The sequence below is a fragment of the Bacteroides sp. PHL 2737 genome (genome assembly GCF_004115325.2).
In the GTDB taxonomy this organism is placed as follows: domain Bacteria; phylum Bacteroidota; class Bacteroidia; order Bacteroidales; family Bacteroidaceae; genus Bacteroides; species Bacteroides hominis.
Genome location: NZ_CP040630.1, coordinates 2721904 through 2738457, shown reverse-complemented (window position 1 = coordinate 2738457; position 16554 = coordinate 2721904). Strand labels below are relative to the sequence as shown.

General features: G+C 45.9%; 14 protein-coding genes. 7 read left to right on the top strand and 7 right to left on the bottom strand.

Going from position 1 to position 16554, the window contains the following annotated elements; all coding sequences use genetic code 11:
• Positions 1-18: 18 nt before the first annotated feature.
• The 6 genes from DBK98_RS11165 to DBK98_RS11140 all read right to left on the bottom strand — a co-directional run bounded on the left by DBK98_RS11165 (position 19) and on the right by DBK98_RS11140 (position 7780).
• On the bottom strand, positions 19-1326 hold the full coding sequence (locus DBK98_RS11165; protein ID WP_005809448.1) for an ABC transporter permease: 1308 nt from the start codon (positions 1324-1326) through the stop codon (positions 19-21).
• A gap of 6 nt (positions 1327-1332) precedes the next feature.
• A complete protein-coding gene (locus DBK98_RS11160) occupies positions 1333-2637 on the bottom strand; it encodes an ABC transporter permease (protein WP_032536882.1) in 1305 nt (434 codons plus the stop codon).
• 21 nt (positions 2638-2658) lie between these two features.
• Positions 2659-3927 carry an ABC transporter permease gene (locus DBK98_RS11155; RefSeq protein ID WP_005776265.1) on the bottom strand — a complete coding sequence of 423 codons (1269 nt, stop codon included), beginning with the start codon at positions 3925-3927 and terminating at the stop codon, positions 2659-2661.
• A 21-nt stretch (positions 3928-3948) separates the two neighbouring features.
• On the bottom strand, positions 3949-5214 hold the full coding sequence (locus DBK98_RS11150) for an ABC transporter permease (RefSeq protein WP_005809456.1): 1266 nt from the start codon (positions 5212-5214) through the stop codon (positions 3949-3951).
• A gap of 120 nt (positions 5215-5334) precedes the next feature.
• On the bottom strand, positions 5335-6582 hold the full coding sequence (locus DBK98_RS11145; protein ID WP_005776262.1) for an efflux RND transporter periplasmic adaptor subunit: 1248 nt from the start codon (positions 6580-6582) through the stop codon (positions 5335-5337).
• Between the two features lie 298 nt (positions 6583-6880).
• Positions 6881-7780, bottom strand: a complete 900-nt coding sequence (locus tag DBK98_RS11140) for a glucosaminidase domain-containing protein (protein ID WP_005776261.1) — start codon at positions 7778-7780, stop codon at positions 6881-6883.
• A gap of 117 nt (positions 7781-7897) precedes the next feature.
• Between DBK98_RS11140 and cdd the strand changes: the two genes are divergently transcribed.
• From cdd to nudC, 6 genes are all read left to right on the top strand, one after another.
• Positions 7898-8380, top strand: a complete 483-nt coding sequence (cdd, locus tag DBK98_RS11135) for a cytidine deaminase (RefSeq protein WP_032536883.1) — start codon at positions 7898-7900, stop codon at positions 8378-8380.
• Between the two features lie 2 nt (positions 8381-8382).
• The gene (locus tag DBK98_RS11130; protein ID WP_005776259.1) at positions 8383-9222 is read left to right on the top strand and encodes an AraC family transcriptional regulator; all 840 of its coding nucleotides are present in this window, start codon (positions 8383-8385) and stop codon (positions 9220-9222) included.
• 87 nt (positions 9223-9309) lie between these two features.
• Positions 9310-9912: a DUF417 family protein gene (locus DBK98_RS11125; protein ID WP_005809464.1), complete on the top strand. Its 603-nt coding sequence runs from the start codon at positions 9310-9312 to the stop codon at positions 9910-9912.
• 58 nt (positions 9913-9970) lie between these two features.
• Complete coding sequence (locus DBK98_RS11120) at positions 9971-11347, top strand: FAD-dependent oxidoreductase (RefSeq protein ID WP_005776257.1); 1377 nt, start codon at positions 9971-9973, stop codon at positions 11345-11347.
• Between the two features lie 274 nt (positions 11348-11621).
• Positions 11622-13211, top strand: coding sequence for an ABC-F family ATP-binding cassette domain-containing protein (locus DBK98_RS11115; RefSeq protein WP_032536884.1), 1590 nt, complete (start codon positions 11622-11624; stop codon positions 13209-13211).
• A gap of 31 nt (positions 13212-13242) precedes the next feature.
• Complete coding sequence (nudC, locus tag DBK98_RS11110) at positions 13243-14022, top strand: NAD(+) diphosphatase (protein WP_032536885.1); 780 nt, start codon at positions 13243-13245, stop codon at positions 14020-14022.
• A 126-nt stretch (positions 14023-14148) separates the two neighbouring features.
• Here the strand turns inward: nudC and DBK98_RS11105 are convergent, their stop codons facing one another.
• The gene (locus tag DBK98_RS11105; RefSeq protein ID WP_005809470.1) at positions 14149-15045 is read right to left on the bottom strand and encodes a histidine decarboxylase, pyruvoyl type; all 897 of its coding nucleotides are present in this window, start codon (positions 15043-15045) and stop codon (positions 14149-14151) included.
• A gap of 508 nt (positions 15046-15553) precedes the next feature.
• Here DBK98_RS11105 and DBK98_RS11100 point away from each other — a divergent pair.
• Positions 15554-16495, top strand: a complete 942-nt coding sequence (locus DBK98_RS11100; RefSeq protein WP_032536886.1) for a site-specific integrase — start codon at positions 15554-15556, stop codon at positions 16493-16495.
• Positions 16496-16554: the final 59 nt, after the last annotated feature.

Below are 16554 nucleotides of genomic sequence, written 5' to 3'. Positions count from 1 at the left end.
AGTATGTAATTTTAATAGTTATTCATCACGCAAAGCATCTACCGGATTGATGCGGCTAATCTTCCGGGCAGGTATCCAAATGCCGACTGAAACGACAATCAGCAACAAGATGTACACCATCAGGGAAGTTGCCAGGAAGTGCCAACCGAAATGATTGATCCAATAAGCAGGCGAAGCCACTTCGGGTGACCATGATCCCCAATTTGTGGAGTATAGTCCTTCTTTCAAGGCATATTGCAAATAAACAAGGCATCCCAACAGCGTTCCGATTGTTGTCAGTACCCATCCTTCACCCAGCAGCATCCGAACAATGTTTTGCGGCCGGGCTCCGAATGAAAGCATAATGCCGACTTCCTCCCGCCGTGTACGGGTTTGCAGCCAGAACGTTCCGGCCACCCCCAGACAGAGATTGATCAGAAAGAACAAGCCCAAAGTTATATTTTTACGGTATGTATCGGTAGTACCGGCACTGAACTCCGACTGTTTACGCAAATCGGTATACGACTGCACCGAATTCACATATATATTTCCGGCTTTCAACTCTTTCCCCGTCCAAGGGATGAAGTGATGCAAAAACACCTCTTCGGAAAGACGATCCCCGATTCGGAAAACAATCTGAGGCAAATCCGAATAATACCGTTCGGGCATAACCGACAGGGGATTCAGACGGACCGGCTGAGGTTGCATATAGCTTCGATAGCGAAAAGGTTTTATCACACCCGCCACCCGATATTCGGCAGTGCTGTCGTTGTTCCATGTCGTCCGCCCGGTGAGAGGACTCTCCGGATGCAAAAAGAACTCCGACGTATTGGCTGTCAGCACATATTCATCTTTATCAAAGATACGTTCGTCCAGCTCTCCGGCCGTCATCCCCTCAGCTCCTTCAAACCCCATGGTCCGGAAGAAGTCCGAACGGTTCAGGAAAGAGATCTGCCATGCCGACATATAGGTAGAATCTCCCTTAAACGTCTGGGGAGAAGTGGTACTGCTACCGGAATAAGGCATTATACGATTGAAAAAAAACGTAGCAGACTCCACACCTTCATAATTCTTCACCTGTTGAAAAATGCGGCCCAGGTTTTCCCTGCGGGACAGGCTGTCGTCTTCTTCGGGACGAAACTTCCCGGATTTCTCCGGCAAAGTCGCCAGTTCAAGAACAAACAAATGATCGGAACGAAAGCCCTCAGGTAACGTACGGTCATGGGTAAGCACGACCAAAGGGTCCGCTATTTTCCAAGAGACAATACAAACCAATACAATCTCGGCCAATAGCCACAGGTTGCGACTGCGGCGCGCCCACAAGTTTTTCAGTATTAATTGATTCATGGCTATTTATATCTTTTCGTTGATGGAATATATGATGTTTTTACGCAGTGAATACCATGCGGGACAAAAAGCCGAAAGCAGGTTGAGCAATACACACGTACCGAACGCAAGGACAAACACAAACGGACTGAACAACATATCCGGACTTAGATTAACCTCCACTCCTTCGGGGATGGGTACCGGCCACGAATTGAACAAACCGAAAATCCAATTACGCCCCAACACCAGACCTCCCCATGACAACAGCAGACCGATAAAACCGCCTACACAGGTGAGCGCCAGATTCTCCCAAAGCACCTGTCCTAACAATACCGAACGATTGGCTCCGAAGGCTTTGCGTATCCCCATCTCGGAAAGACGTTGTTCCATCCGGCTGGAAATCATCCCGCCCAGGTTGATGGCCGGAACAAACAGGAAAGCAAGCAACAGCCAACCATGTATTTTGAATACGTTCGCCCAGTCAATCTCCGAATACCCCATTTGTTTAAGAGGATACTGCCAATAAGGAAGAGGCTGATTGTTCAAGTCTATTTCCAGATCGGGCTGAGAGTGGTTGAATTTATGAACCAACTCCTGTATTTCAGCACGTAGCTTCGGGGCATCATCCGCCCCAGGCAGTTTGATAAACACCTGATAAGGACCTACCATATTGGCCATTTTATCCCCCCGATCATAACCGGTTATACAAGTATAGGGCATATACACGTCGGCATAAGAGTCGCTGAGCATATAACTGCCGCTACGCACCACGCCCACTACCCGATAGTTTTCAAAATTCAGCGAGAACGTACGTCCCACCGCTTCTGTGTCACCCAATATCCGGCGGGCACCACTCTCCGAGAGCACTACATTGTGGATTCCGCTTTCAAAATCGGCCTGTGAGAAAGCCTGTCCGCCCAGGAATTCAAACGGGAACACCCGGAAGAATGCAGGATCGGTCTGTTTCACCATTACGGGAATTACATTCCCACCATCTTCGGGCTGTACATAATTTCCCAATAACATACGTCCCAAAACGGCCGTCACTTCTTCCGCGTTTTTCAACGGATAGATCCATTCTTTCAGCATATGATAAGAACAGGAGGACTTGGTCATAGAATGTTGCTCGGTGTTTTTTACGGCTACCGACGTCAACACCATCGTCTGAGACCGGTTCGTTTCGGGATAGATAGGGGCGATCTTTACATAATACACAATGACAATAATCATTGTCATGGCAATGGCCAGCCCTGTGCCCAGCACATAGAGACTGCTGAACAGTTTATTCTGGCGGATCAACGCCCACGATTGTTTGAAATAGAGTTTTATCATGTCTGTTCGGTACTAAATTTATTATTCATAGTGCAGCGCTTCCGCCGGCTGCAACTTCATGGCCCGACGGGCAGGCAACCACGTGCCCAACGCAATGATCAGCCCCATCAGCAACAGTACCCCACCAAAACCGACAGCAAAACGCCACCAGGAGAAAGGAAGATTGTACAAATCGGGAATTTCCATGTGTATCATATTGAACATGACAAACAGCACCAGCGGAGTTACGGTGGTCAGCAATAACCACCCCTCGGCAGTGAAGAACCATCCTACCCGCCTGCGTGTACTGCCCAGTGCCATCCGCAGACCGGTTTCACTACGCCGTTGCTCGATGCGTAGCCAAAAAGTTCCCGTAATGCCGAAAAGCACGTTCAGCAAGATGAAAACGGACAACAGAAGGTTAATGCTGATTTTCCGCCATTCAGACCGCAATCGTTCACTGCGTTGTTGCTTCATATCCTTCATGCTGGCAACGTAGAGATTATTCTCCGTCAACTGGCTCTTCATCCGGTTTAGGAAAGTCCCCATCTGTTCCGGAGTCAAATCTTCTTTCATCCGCACGGTTATCTCCATATTAGCTACCCCGGAAGCATTCACCTGACGTTCCAGTTCTTTCGGTCTCATAGTAAAGAAAAGTTCGGGCTCCGGCTTCACAAACTCGGTCATACGAACCGGGACGGTCACTGCCGCAATGCGTATCTCCCGCATACTACTGCCGGGATAACATACTTTCTGTCCTACTGCCGACTCCTCACCGAAGAAATCTTTTTCCAGATCCGGAGTAATAAAATATTCCAACTGTTTTTTGTTCAATAATTCACTCAGAAGCTGTCCCTCACGGCTCCGGATACGAAATACATCATAAAATTCGGGAGAAACGGTATATTGGTGATAGGATTGCTCTTTGAACTTACCGCTATCGGCCGTACAAGGCATGATCTGTGTCCATGAATTACCTCCGGAATAGGGTGAGGAATAGAAAGCAACACAAGCATTATCCACTTCCGGGGCACGACGCAGGCGTTCAAGGATCCGGGCCAATGCTTCGCCTTCGGTAGGAGCCTGAGTAGTGTCGCTGACATACTCGGCGGCATCTTCGGGATAAACATCAAACGAAAGCCGCCAGCAATTCGTGATATCATAGCCCAACGGACGGGAATAGGAATAGAACTGTACCACAAACATATCTACCAGATACCACAGCGCAACGAATACGACCAGAAGTTCCATCCATATCCAACCGTTAGAGCGGCGTTGGTTCCATATTATCTTAAATATTTGCTTTATCATAACGGGTCTTTGTTTTTAAAATTATTCCATATCATGCAACGCCTCTGTAATAGGCATCCGTGAGGCCCGCCAGGCGGGGATCGCGGCACTCAGCAAATTCAGTAACAGCGTGAAAAAGAAAGCCGCAACAAAAGTGAAGGGCTGTATCAGCATATCGTGTGTCAGAGCAATAGTTCCCGAAAAGAAAAACGACCTGCAAAGAGATAACAAGGCGTATGACAACACCAGTCCGATCAGCCCACCTATGCAGGAGATCAACAGGTTCTCGGTCATCACTTGCTCTACCAGCGAAAACGAACGAGCACCGAACGCTTTACGAACCCCAATCTCACTGCGACGTTTGCGAAACTGTGTCAGCGTTATACCTATTATATTCAAGGCAGGCAGGAGCAAAAGGAAAAGAACCGTCGCACCGGTAGTTTTAAACCATTCGCCCACTGTACCCCGATCGAAACCATTTGTACCCAGCACGGCCTGCCACTGGGTATAGGGAGAATACATATAGTCAAGTTTTGTGTTGGTAAGCGAAGCATTGAAAGCCGCCTGCAACTTCAGCATCTCTTTGCGGATCGGTTCGAAATCGGATGAAGAACGTGCCAGGATGCAGGAGGTAAACTCCCCCGTAGTTCCTTCGCAATAGTTAACATTTTCCTTTAATAAGGAGGAGTTGACCGTATAGGGCACCCATACATCTCCATAGGCGTTTTCGGCAGCTTGACTCACCTCTTTCACCACACCGCATATCTGATAATCGGCATAATTCATGCGTAAAGTCTGCCCTGTTGCTTCAACCGTACCAAATAACTTACGTGCCAGTTTATCAGAAATAACCGCTTGCCGTATACCCGATTCCCAATCGGCATGTGTAAAGGGGACACCGGAAAGAAAGGTGAAGTCAAATACTTTCCAGAAGCCGTCATCGGTAAACTTAATCGTATATTTATCATAAAACTGCTGTCCGCGTATATTGACCGGAAGTTGTCTGTCGGTAAAAGCAGTCACTGCCTCGGGCGTCTGCAAAGGATAAAGACATTCGCGTACTACCTTGTGACTCATACCCCCATTATTGATGGGATTCCCGTCACTCCCGCACGCTTGCAGACTGTTTACAAAAAGGATGCGGTATCGGTTAGACTCCGGCGCATACGCAGAGAAATTTACTTGATAGACGAGGTAAATAAGCATCACTGCTGCCACCGACAAAGCGGTACCCGCTACAGAGATTCCATTTACGAAACGGTTCTCTTTCAGCAAATTATAAGATTGTTTGAGATAAATTGTTATCATAGTTTCACATCTTAAAAGGCACACAATCCACCTTTTAAACCAAAATTCCGTTGGCTTAAAACCAACAAGCCTTTGGTTTAAACCCTAAGGTGCCTTGATTTAAAAAGTTTTTTCGGCGTATTATTTCACTTTGAGTTTGTTCTTATTTTTGTAGTTGGTCATGTCGCTGACCACCACCTTGTCTCCCGGATTGAGTCCGCTCACCACTTCTACAAACTCAAAGTTCGAATCGCCCAGCTGAACTTTCCGTTTTACGATTTCATCGTCCGAAGTCATCACGAACAGATCGTATTCGCCGCGGCCTACATAATAAGAGGCATTGGCTATACGCAACACATCTTCTTTCACGGCATTCATCACATATACATCGGTCTTGAGTCCCGAACGCAACCGCTTGTTATTATCTTCTTTCAGTTGCACGGAGAAAGAGATAACTCCGTTCTTTGAAAGCGGAGTGACACTGCTTACGGTCCCCTCGAGTTTCTCACTGCCCACTTTCACAATAGCCTTTCCGCCCGCTGCCACACGGTCACCATAAGTATCGGCAATCTCGCCATCCACTTTGAAATGACTCAGATCCGAAATGATAGCCACCTGCCCTCCTTGAGGAATCTGCGCACCGATCTGGTTGTTGATATAAGTAAGGATGGCTTTGCGCGGCGAACGTATCTGTGCATCGTCCAACGTACGCTTCATTTCGGCAAGTCCCTTACGGAACATGTTGAGGTCGAGTTCAAGCACTTTCAGGTCGGCGGCTGCTACCTGTTTCTCGTTGGCATATTGTTGTTTGAGTTGTTCCAATTCGAGGCGGGACGTATTGTAGCTCAATTCGGCCTGGCGTACCTTATCGGTCGTACCGGCTCCAAGACTGTCGAGGTATTGTTCGTTGCGAAGCTCCACCTTCATCCGCGCCAGTTTCATTTCCGACACTTTGATCTGCATGGCCATATCGCTCAATTTGGTCTGGCTGTTCACCTGCGCCTGATCGAGCTTATAACGTTTCATTTGCTCTTCATCCAGTAGTTTTTTATAGTCGGTTTCCGTACTTTGTAAGTCGAGTTTCAGGATGGGAGTACCTACATCTACACTGTCACCGCCCTTTCTATATACTTCCACGATGCGGGTGTTGATCGGTGAATTGATGATCTCTTCAAAAGCCGGAACCACTTTGCCCGAAGCACTGACACTGACCTCGATCGTCCCCTTGTCAACGGTAGACAACACGAGATCCTTCTTCTGTACTCCCGTACGCAACAACGAAATTAGTAGGCTAATGCCTACTATCCCGATAATACCGATGGCCGAAAAACGAATAATCTTTTTATTACGCTCTTTATTGCGCACCTCTTTTGGAATTTCTCTGTCCATATATAGTCAATTATAGATTTACAAATATTCTTTGTATTTCTATGATCAAACCTTATGCCAAAAAAGGAAAGTACTGTGTTTCAGCAGGAAGAAGAGAAACAAGGTGTCCGATAATGAACACCCTGTACAGTTTCGTAACAAAGCGTAACTGTGTTCTCTGCGGTGAAAAACACACGTTTGGGTGTAGCCATCCGGCAGAAAGGGTGTAGCCCTAATAGCAAAAGGGTGTAGCCATGCATAAAGTATGGCTACACCCTTTTGCTATTAATACATTTCTTATATACCGCAGCGGCAAAGTCTACCTCAGCCTCAACCTGTCTCCCACTTCGGGAACATAATCCCCGTCCTTACGGTTCATCTTATACAGGTTCTTCAACCGGATGGCATATTTCTGAGAAATGGTATGCATGGAGTCTCCGTCTTTGACGATATAAACGGTATAAGGTTTCGACGCTCTCTTTTTCTTCTCTTTCAGATAAATGATATCACCATCCATCAAGGTATAATCACGTTGCAAGTCGTTATACTTCACCAACTTCTTCCAACGGATATCGAACTCTTTACCCAACGACTTAAACGTATCTCCGTCACGGGCTACAATATAAGCGATACCGTTTGCTATGTAGACCTGATGCGGATTGAGTACCGTCGGTTCACTCTTTGACGAACTCCATCCTCCCTTACGGTCATATTTATAAAGGTCGTAGTCTTCAATAATCGTAATCAGACGGTTGGCATACGAAGGATCGGTGGCATATCCCGCCTTTTTCAACCCACGGGCCCAGCCTTTATAATCCGTTATCTTCAGTTTAAACAAGAAAGCATAGCGGGCACCGCGTTTCAGAAATGCCGAATGGTCCTCGTACGAATCACGGGGATTGCGATAAGCACGGAAGCATTCGTTACGGGCATCGTCGTCATGGCGTACGGTACGTCCATTCCAGCTACTACCGCATTTGATGCCGAAGTGGTTATTACTTTTACGCGCCAGCGTGCTCATACCGGCACCACTTTCAAGCAGCCCCTGCGCCAATGTGATACTGGCGGGTATCTTGTGCTCCTTCATTTGCTCTACAGCCAGGGCACTATACTTATTTATATAATCTACGTAACGGGAATTCCTGCGCTGCGCCTGGGCACCGACAGAAAAAGCAAGAACTGTAACTACGGCAATCAGCCTGAGAAGTTTGCTATTCATCTATATAATTTGTGTATGTTAGGTTATGCGGCACAAAAATCATAAAAATAATTGGGATTATCAATCTCTTTTCTAACTTTGTAACATGATTTGTAGAACTATAAACCACCTACCCACATGAAAGACCTGACTATTACCTCTGTAATTAAAGTATATGAATATGACGAACTCAATGACGCAGACCGTGCCTTATTGGATGATGCCATCGAGGCAACCCAGCGTAGCTATGCACCTTACTCGCACTTCTCGGTAGGAGCGGCAGCACTGCTGGCCAACGGAGTGATAGTGACAGGAACCAATCAGGAAAACGCAGCCTACCCGTCCGGACTTTGCGCCGAACGAACTACGTTGTTCTATGCCAATTCGCAGTATCCGGACCAGGCAGTGAAGACTCTTGCCATCGCCGCACGTACGGAAAAAGACTTTATCGACACTCCGATTCCTCCTTGCGGCGCCTGTCGCCAGGTGATTCTGGAAACGGAAAAAAGATACAAACAACCCATACGTATATTGCTTTACGGCAAAAAGTGTATTTACGAAATACAGAGTGTGGGACATTTATTACCCCTGTCATTTGACGCATCAGCCATGGAGGATTGATTATGATAAGAACTTACCAGACAAAACTGAAAGGTATGCTTGCATTGACCACAAGCTATCATACCGAAAAGAACTTGCAGAAAGAAAAGAGTTTGTATAAATTCATATGGGTACGCCAAGGAAGCATTACCCTGGAGATAGACCATCAGGAAGTGACACTGGCCGAAAACGAGGTGATCTCCCTCTCCAATCTCCAGCATCTGGAGTTCCTGTCCATCGATGGAGAGTATCTGACGGTGCTGTTCAACAGCAACTTCTATTGTATTTACGGCAATGACCATGAAGTGTCGTGCAGTGGATTTCTGTTCAACGGTTCTTCGCACGTGGTGAGATTTATGCTCAACGAATCGGAACGGCGGTCGATGGAAGATGTAGTGGGTTTGCTGGACCGCGAATTCACCGTATCGGACAATCTACAGGAAGAGATGCTCCGCATCCTGCTTAAACGTTTCATCATCCAGAGTACACGCATCGCCCGGCAAAGACTGAATATCACCCAGGAGAAGGAATACAGCTTCGAGATCATCCGCCAATACTATAATCTGGTAGACGAACACTTCCGGACTAAAAAGCAAGTGCAGGATTATGCCGACATGCTGCATAAATCACCCAAAACACTCTCGAACATCTTTTCTTCCTGTAAACTGCCTTCGCCCCTGCGCGTCATCCATGAACGGGTGGAAGCAGAAGCCAAACGACTCCTTTTATACAGTAACAAAAGTTCGAAAGAGATTGCTGATATTCTGGGATTTGAGGACCAGTCCTCTTTCAGCCGTTTCTTCAAAAACATGACCGGAGAAAGCCCTGTGCAATACCGAAATTCGGTAGAAGGGAAGAATTGACAATTCATCCGGCGATATTGCTATTTCCCGCCGATGGGAAAAACCGGATCTTTGCATCAGAAAGTTAAACCCATAAAAAGAAATAGCATGAAAGAGAAATTTATCACTCTGCTCACAGTAGCATCCGGTCTGAAAGGTTTCGGACTGAAATTTATCCGCGTAGCCATCCTCGTTGTTTTCGTTTGGATCGGCGGACTGAAGTATTTTCATTACGAGGCCGACGGCATTGTACCATTTGTAGCCAACAGTCCGTTTATGAGTTTCTTCTACGCCAAAGATGCCCCCGAATATAAGGAACACAAAAATCCGGAAGGTGCTTATGTTCCGGCCAACCGCGAATGGCACGAAGCGAACAGAACCTACACGTTCTCTTATGGATTGGGAGCTTTGATTATGTCCATCGGTATCCTGGTATTCTTAGGCATCTTCTTCCCCAAAGTGGCGCTTATCGGCGACACACTGGCCATCATCATGACACTCGGTACACTCTCCTTCCTGGTGACCACTCCCGAAGTCTGGGTTCCGAACCTGGGAAGCGGAGAATATGGCTTCCCGCTCCTATCCGGTGCCGGACGTCTGGTAATTAAAGATATCGTAATTCTGGCAAGTGCCGTTACCCTGCTTTCCGATTCATCGCAGCGTGTACTGAACTCCCTCAAAAAAGCCGACTGGGAAAAACGGAACAAATAAGGGTTACGGAATGTTATAAACTGACATTAAAGATACATCCTTCTAAAGTATAAGAATTATGAAACAATATGATGCCATTATTATCGGTTTCGGCAAGGGCGGCAAGACGCTGACCGCCGAATTAGCCAAACGCGGCTGGAAAGTCGCACTGATTGAACGCTCTGCCATGATGTATGGAGGTACTTGCCCCAATATAGCCTGTGTGCCTACCAAACGCCTTATCCATGAAGCTGAAAAGGTGAGTTGGCTCTACCCAACCAGTTACGAAAAGCAGGCCGAAGCTTATAAAGCCGCCATCGCACGGAAAAACGAAATGACAGCAGCTTCAAGGGCTAATATGTTCGACAAACTGAGCAGTCTCCCCAATGTAACCATTTACACCGGAATGGCATCGTTCGTTTCAAAAGATGTGGTGAAAGTAACCCTTCCCGACGAAGTGATCGAACTTCAGGGAAAAAAGATTTTCATCAATACCGGATCAACCAGCATTATACCGGCAATAGACGGGCTGAAAGACAGCAAACGGGTATATACCAGCACATCATTGATGGAACTGGATGTATTGCCCCGACATCTGATTATCGTGGGCGGCGGTTATATCGGACTGGAGTTTGCTTCCATGTATGCAAGCTTCGGAAGCAAAGTGACCGTGCTCGAAGGAGGTGACAAATTTATTGCCCGCGAAGACCGCGATATAGCAAACGCTGTAAAAGAGGCACTCGAAAAGAAAGGAATAGAAATCCGCCTCAACGCCCGTGCACAATCCATCCGCGATACAACGGACGGTGTAATCCTGACTTATACGGATACCGCCGGCGGTACATCTTCTGACATAGAAGGTGATGCCATCCTGGTAGCTACGGGACGCAAGCCAATGATTGAGGGACTGAATCTTCAGGCAGCCGGAGTAGAAGTGGATAGCCACGGGGCTATTGTTGTAAACGGTTACCTGCATACCACCTCCCCAAACATTTGGGCAATGGGTGATGTAAAAGGCGGGCTGCAGTTTACTTATATTTCACTGGACGATTACCGGATTATCCGGGACGACCTTTTCGGAAATAAAGAACGTACGGCCGACGACCGTAACCCGGTGGCATACTCGGTATTTATAGATCCGCCGCTTTCACATGTCGGGCTGACCGAAGAAGAAGCCATCAGACGGGGATATTCCTTCAAAGTATCACGTCTCCCGGCCTCAGCACTACCACGTGCACGTACTTTACAACAGACTGACGGTATACTGAAAGCCATCATCGACAGCCATTCGGGACGCATCATGGGCTGCACGCTGTTCTGTGCCGAATCTTCCGAAGTCATTAACATAGTAAACATGGCAATGAAGACCGGACAACATTATACCTTCCTTCGCGATTTCATCTTTACACATCCAAGCATGGGCGAAGGACTGAATGAATTGTTTTCAATAGATTAGTTTAACAAGAAGAGGGGAAAAGTTTCAGATTTTTCCCCTCTCTCTTTTGTAATTGCCGGAATATCTTCTATCTTTGCAGTCTAATTTCATATGTATACCCATGAGAATATCTAAGTAAGACAACACTTTCCGGTAAACATCACTTTTCACATATGCTTCTTTTCATGTATTGTTAAGCATCACGAATCCGTGTTGTTTAACCCCTATTGTGTTTGTCTCTCCCCTACCCGCTATCATCAACAGCAAGTATTTACTTTCAAACCAATAGACAAGTATGTGTATCCAAGTACAACAAATCACCTATATCCATCCCGATAAGGAAGTTCTTTTCCAAAATCTCAGTTTCTCTGTCAGCAAAGGACAGCAATTGGCTCTGATCGGCAATAATGGTTGTGGCAAGTCAACATTGCTGCAAATCATATCCGGACAACTGCAACCGTGTTCGGGAACAGTACTCCGTCCATTCGCTCTTTATTATGTGCCCCAGCACTTCGGACAATATGATAAAATGAGCATTGCCGAAGCCCTCGGGATAGACGGAAAACGAAAAGCCCTCCATGCCATTTTGGATGGAGATACTTCCATCGTCAACTTCAATATCCTCGATGACGACTGGAACATCGAAGAAAAAGCCACAGCAGCTCTCAATGAATGGGGGCTCGGAACAATGTCTCTTGACCAGCCCATGCATACACTGAGTGGTGGAGAAAAGACACGCGTATTCCTGGCAGGCATCGAACTGCAGGAAACTTCCGTGATATTGATGGATGAACCTACCAATCACCTCGACAGCCAAGGACGCAACAAACTGTATGAATGGGTGAAGAAATGCCGTTCTACGCTGATTGTAGTCAGCCACGACCGCACTCTGCTCAATCTGCTTCCCGAAACCTGCGAACTGAGCCGTAGCGCACTTGTGTTTTACGGAGGAAACTATGAATTCTACAAACAGCAGAAAGAGCTTCTGCTAAGTGCTTTGCAACAACAACTGAATGAAAAGGAGAAAGAACTCCGGCAAGTACGGAAGCTTGCACGTGAGGTTGCCGAGCGGAAAGACAAGCAGAATGTACGGAGCGAAAAAGCGGCTCCTCAAAAAGGCATTTCCCGTATGGCCATCAATACCCTGAAAGACCGGGCAGAAAAAAGTACCACCAAACTGGCGGACATCCACCGGGACAAATCGGAAAAACTTGTCGCCGAACGAAGTCAGATACGCAACAGGTTGGGCGAAGTGTCACTGCTTAAAACCGATTTCAATGCTTCTGCTTTACATCCGGGAAAAATATTACTGACTGCCCGTGATATAAACTTCACTTATGAAATTTCGTTTTTATGGAAGGCTCCCCTAAGTTTCCAACTGAAAAGCGGTGACCGGATACGTATCGAAGGAGACAACGGGAGTGGTAAAACTACCTTATTAAAACTGGTCACCGGAGAACTATTGCCTGCTTCGGGCACACTGGAGCGCACCGCGTTCAGTTACATCTATCTCAATCAGGAATATTCCATCATCTGCAATCAGCTGACAGTGCTCCAGCAAGCAGAGTCATTCAACCTCCGGAACCTGCCGGAACACGAAATAAAGATCATATTGAATCGCTTTCTCTTCCCGGTGGCAAGTTGGGACAAACCTTGCAAACAGCTTAGTGGAGGTGAAAAAATGCGGCTCGCTTTCTGTTGCCTGATGATCAGCAATAACACCCCTGACCTCTTTATCCTGGATGAACCCACCAATAATCTGGACATACACAGCATCGAAATCATCACCGCCACCATCCGGAATTATACGGGTAGTGTACTGCTGGTATCACATGATGAATATTTTATAAAGGAGACCGGCATGAAAGAGAGTATCTTTTTATAATTTTGCACCGGTTAAAAAAGAATTATCCAAAATGACACATACAAAAAACAACCGGTGGTTCATCTTCTACCAAGATCAGTTATTAGTGGAAAAGACAAACAACGCTTTCTCCATCCCTTCAGGAGAAAGCGCCCCCATCGCCATACCGGAAGGAACAACCGTACACACCCTAACTACGCCCGATGGCATATCCGGCAAAAGTTTCTACATAGATTCTCCGATCACAGAAACACCGGAATATGTACAAATGGGGTTGCGCGCTTCTTATGATTACCTGCCGCTCGAACACTACCAAGCAGCAGGTAAAGCTCACGAAATCCTGTACTGGGACCGTAGCAACCGCTTTTGCCCCACATGTGGAACTCCACTGGTACAGAAAGAGCCTATTATGAAAAAGTGTCCGGATTGCGGTAAAGAAGTCTATCCCGCCATTTCAACGGCAATTCTGGTATTGGTACGCAAAGAAGATTCTTTGTTACTGGTACATGCCCGCAACTTTAAAGGTACATTCAATAGCTTGGTGGCCGGCTTCCTTGAAACCGGAGAAACCTTGGAGGAATGTGTGGAAAGGGAAGTTAAAGAAGAAACCGGACTGGATGTGAAGAACATTCAGTATTTTGGAAATCAGCCCTGGCCCTATCCGAGCGGACTCATGGTAGGTTTTATTGCCGATTATGCCGGGGGCAGCATTCGCTTGCAGGATGACGAACTCAGTTCCGGGAATTTCTATACAAAAAATAATCTGCCGGAACTTCCGCGGAAGCTAAGTCTGGCACGTAAGATGATTGACTGGTGGATAGCACAACAGTGAAAAAAGACAAGCTACGAAAGGTACACCCACCATAAACGAACAACCAGAAACGGATAGAAAAGAAATCCGTTCTCAGCATCATAAACCTGTGTACCTATTCGTAGCCTGTGTTTTACAGTTAAAATTCTATTCAAAAATAGTCAGCTCTTCCAGCCCTAACTTCTCTTCCCAGTCACTGATGGTCATCTGGCAAAGATCAGCCGGTTTCATATCGGCAGGGACAGCATTCTGGGCCAAATAGACAGCAGGAGTGCACGACAAAGCACAACCAACCTGATCGGGTTCTACAAACGTATATTTATAACCAATATAAATACGGTCGTAAATTACATCCTGATCCTGTCCGCAAAGTACAATGCTGTTGGTGGCTTTCCGGAGTATCCCTTCCAAAAAACCAATTGCTTCGCCTTCCGTTGTCGAATCATCCCCGTAAGTTCCGGCGTCTTTCACAAACAGGCAGGCTCCTTTACTACGGTTTTTCAAAATAGCCAGTCCGATCACAGACCACACCCATGTGGGACCGCATGCTACAACCTTTCGGCTTCCTCCCGGCACATAAGCTCCGGGGAGTATGGGAAAACGACGCTCTTTGGCACGGCCGAACAAACGTTCGGTTGCCTCCAGCAACGGACGGATATTATAAACAGGAACGTCTACCCCTTCAGGCTGTGCCTGCATATAGATAGGCATCTCCTTTCTTTTGGCAATGTCATCGTGCATTGCCAGGTCAAATCCCCAGATAGCTCCATTTTGTCCACAAAATGAAGAAGCCTTCATTAGATTGACTTGTCCGAGATATGCGTCGTTTTTCTCACAGCGGTCCTTTGCTACAATCTTTTCAGTTATTGCATCAAGGTCTTTCACGTCGACTGTACCGACTGACAATTTCATTGTCGAAATATATCCTTCACCACTTGCAACTCCGGGATTCAAATATCCCATGCAAAATTCTTTACTTGGCCCTATAGCCTGACTAATCACATTAGAGGCATCATAACGGATGCCGGACACAAGATCTTTCATACGTTTTTAAGTTTAGATGTTGCAGTAAGAACAATATATTGCCAAGAATGATTAGCCTCTGCTCCATAAAGAAAGCAAAAGAAGACGAAGAAGACAAAATACTAAAAAATGTGAAGCTATCAATTTGGTAAGTTCAAACAGATATTCCATCAATCTGCCTATCATTCAAAGAGTTCGTTTCAAGCAATTATCAAGTTTAAATCAACTGTTTATCTTATAGATAGCATACTAACAGAATGTTTGTTTTAATGATGTGTTAAAGTTAATCATTTGGAACCAAACAATTAATTACGTAAACCAATAGTTAATGATTAATCAAAAGAAAATTAATATCTTGGGAAAAGAAAAACTAGGAACCCGGAGGGTGTATCGAAACTCACCACAGAGGATACAGAGTAACACTGAACAAACACCAAGTCACTGATTATCAACATTATTATTCTATAATAATCTGTATAATCTGTGGTGAAAAGAGTTTTGACACAGCTCCATCAAAACAAAATGTATTATGAAAGAACAAAATTTTATCCGATTTATGGATAGCATTATCAGCGAACAAAAAGCAGGTAATTTTCTCGGAACTGCCCATATTTATCAAGCCAGCCTGAATGCATTCGGAGCTTTCACAGGCAGCAAGAACATCCTGTTTCGTCAGATGACACCTGCATTACTAAAACGATTTGAACATTATCTCCGCCTGAGAGGAAATAGCTGGAATACCGTCTCCACCTATATGCGAGCCTTACGCGCTGTCTACAACCGGGCAGTGGACCGCCAACTGGCCCCCTACTCTCCCCGCTTGTTCAAACCTGTATATACTGGAACCCAAGCCGATGTGAAAAGATCTCTCAAAGCAGAAGAAATGGGGCTTTTACTGCAAATGAACCACACTGCACAGCATCCAGAAGCCATTTGCCGTGCCCACAAGATGTTTGTACTTATGTTCTTATTACGCGGACTTCCCTTTGTCGACTTGGCCTATCTGCAAAAGAGAGACTTAAAAGGAAATATCCTCACTTACCACCGGCACAAAACAGGACGCCAACTTACAGTAACCGTTCCTTCCGAAGCTATGGAGATTATTCTGGAATATATGGATACCGACCCTGACTCACCTTACTTGTTTCCTATTCTGAGCAAAAAGCAAAAAAGCCATATCAATTATCAGGAATACCAATATGCTTTACGTGCATTTAACTATCAGTTGATACAATTGGCGCATCTATTGGGAATTTCGAAAAACCTGAGTTCATACACCGCACGACACACCTGGGCTACCTTAGCTTACCATCTTGAAATTCACCCGGGCATCATCAGTGAAGCCATGGGACATTCGTCAATCAAAGTGACAGAAACCTACTTGAAACCATTCAACATTAAGAAATTAGATGAAACAAATGCTCATATTATATCATTTGCGAAAGAAGCATACACAGGACTAATACTTTGATTATCTGAGCCATTACTTTATAGGTAACTCTTCTATAAGTGCGCTACAAACATAAATCA

Excerpts from the sequence above, each read along its gene's own strand:
- cdd (WP_032536883.1), top strand. The coding sequence starts at position 7,898 with ATGAAAGACCTGACTATTACCTCTGTAATTAAAGTATATGAATATGAC.
- DBK98_RS11105 (WP_005809470.1), bottom strand. The coding sequence starts at position 15,045 with ATGAAAGATCTTGTGTCCGGCATCCGTTATGATGCCTCTAATGTGATT.
- DBK98_RS11150 (WP_005809456.1), bottom strand. The coding sequence starts at position 5,214 with ATGATAACAATTTATCTCAAACAATCTTATAATTTGCTGAAAGAGAAC.
- DBK98_RS11155 (WP_005776265.1), bottom strand. The coding sequence starts at position 3,927 with ATGATAAAGCAAATATTTAAGATAATATGGAACCAACGCCGCTCTAAC.
- DBK98_RS11165 (WP_005809448.1), bottom strand. The coding sequence starts at position 1,326 with ATGAATCAATTAATACTGAAAAACTTGTGGGCGCGCCGCAGTCGCAAC.
- DBK98_RS11120 (WP_005776257.1), top strand. The coding sequence starts at position 9,971 with ATGAAACAATATGATGCCATTATTATCGGTTTCGGCAAGGGCGGCAAG.
- DBK98_RS11130 (WP_005776259.1), top strand. The coding sequence starts at position 8,383 with ATGATAAGAACTTACCAGACAAAACTGAAAGGTATGCTTGCATTGACC.
- nudC (WP_032536885.1), top strand. The coding sequence starts at position 13,243 with ATGACACATACAAAAAACAACCGGTGGTTCATCTTCTACCAAGATCAG.
- DBK98_RS11160 (WP_032536882.1), bottom strand. The coding sequence starts at position 2,637 with ATGATAAAACTCTATTTCAAACAATCGTGGGCGTTGATCCGCCAGAAT.
- DBK98_RS11145 (WP_005776262.1), bottom strand. The coding sequence starts at position 6,582 with ATGGACAGAGAAATTCCAAAAGAGGTGCGCAATAAAGAGCGTAATAAA.
- DBK98_RS11115 (WP_032536884.1), top strand. The coding sequence starts at position 11,622 with ATGTGTATCCAAGTACAACAAATCACCTATATCCATCCCGATAAGGAA.
- DBK98_RS11100 (WP_032536886.1), top strand. The coding sequence starts at position 15,554 with ATGAAAGAACAAAATTTTATCCGATTTATGGATAGCATTATCAGCGAA.
- DBK98_RS11125 (WP_005809464.1), top strand. The coding sequence starts at position 9,310 with ATGAAAGAGAAATTTATCACTCTGCTCACAGTAGCATCCGGTCTGAAA.
- DBK98_RS11140 (WP_005776261.1), bottom strand. The coding sequence starts at position 7,780 with ATGAATAGCAAACTTCTCAGGCTGATTGCCGTAGTTACAGTTCTTGCT.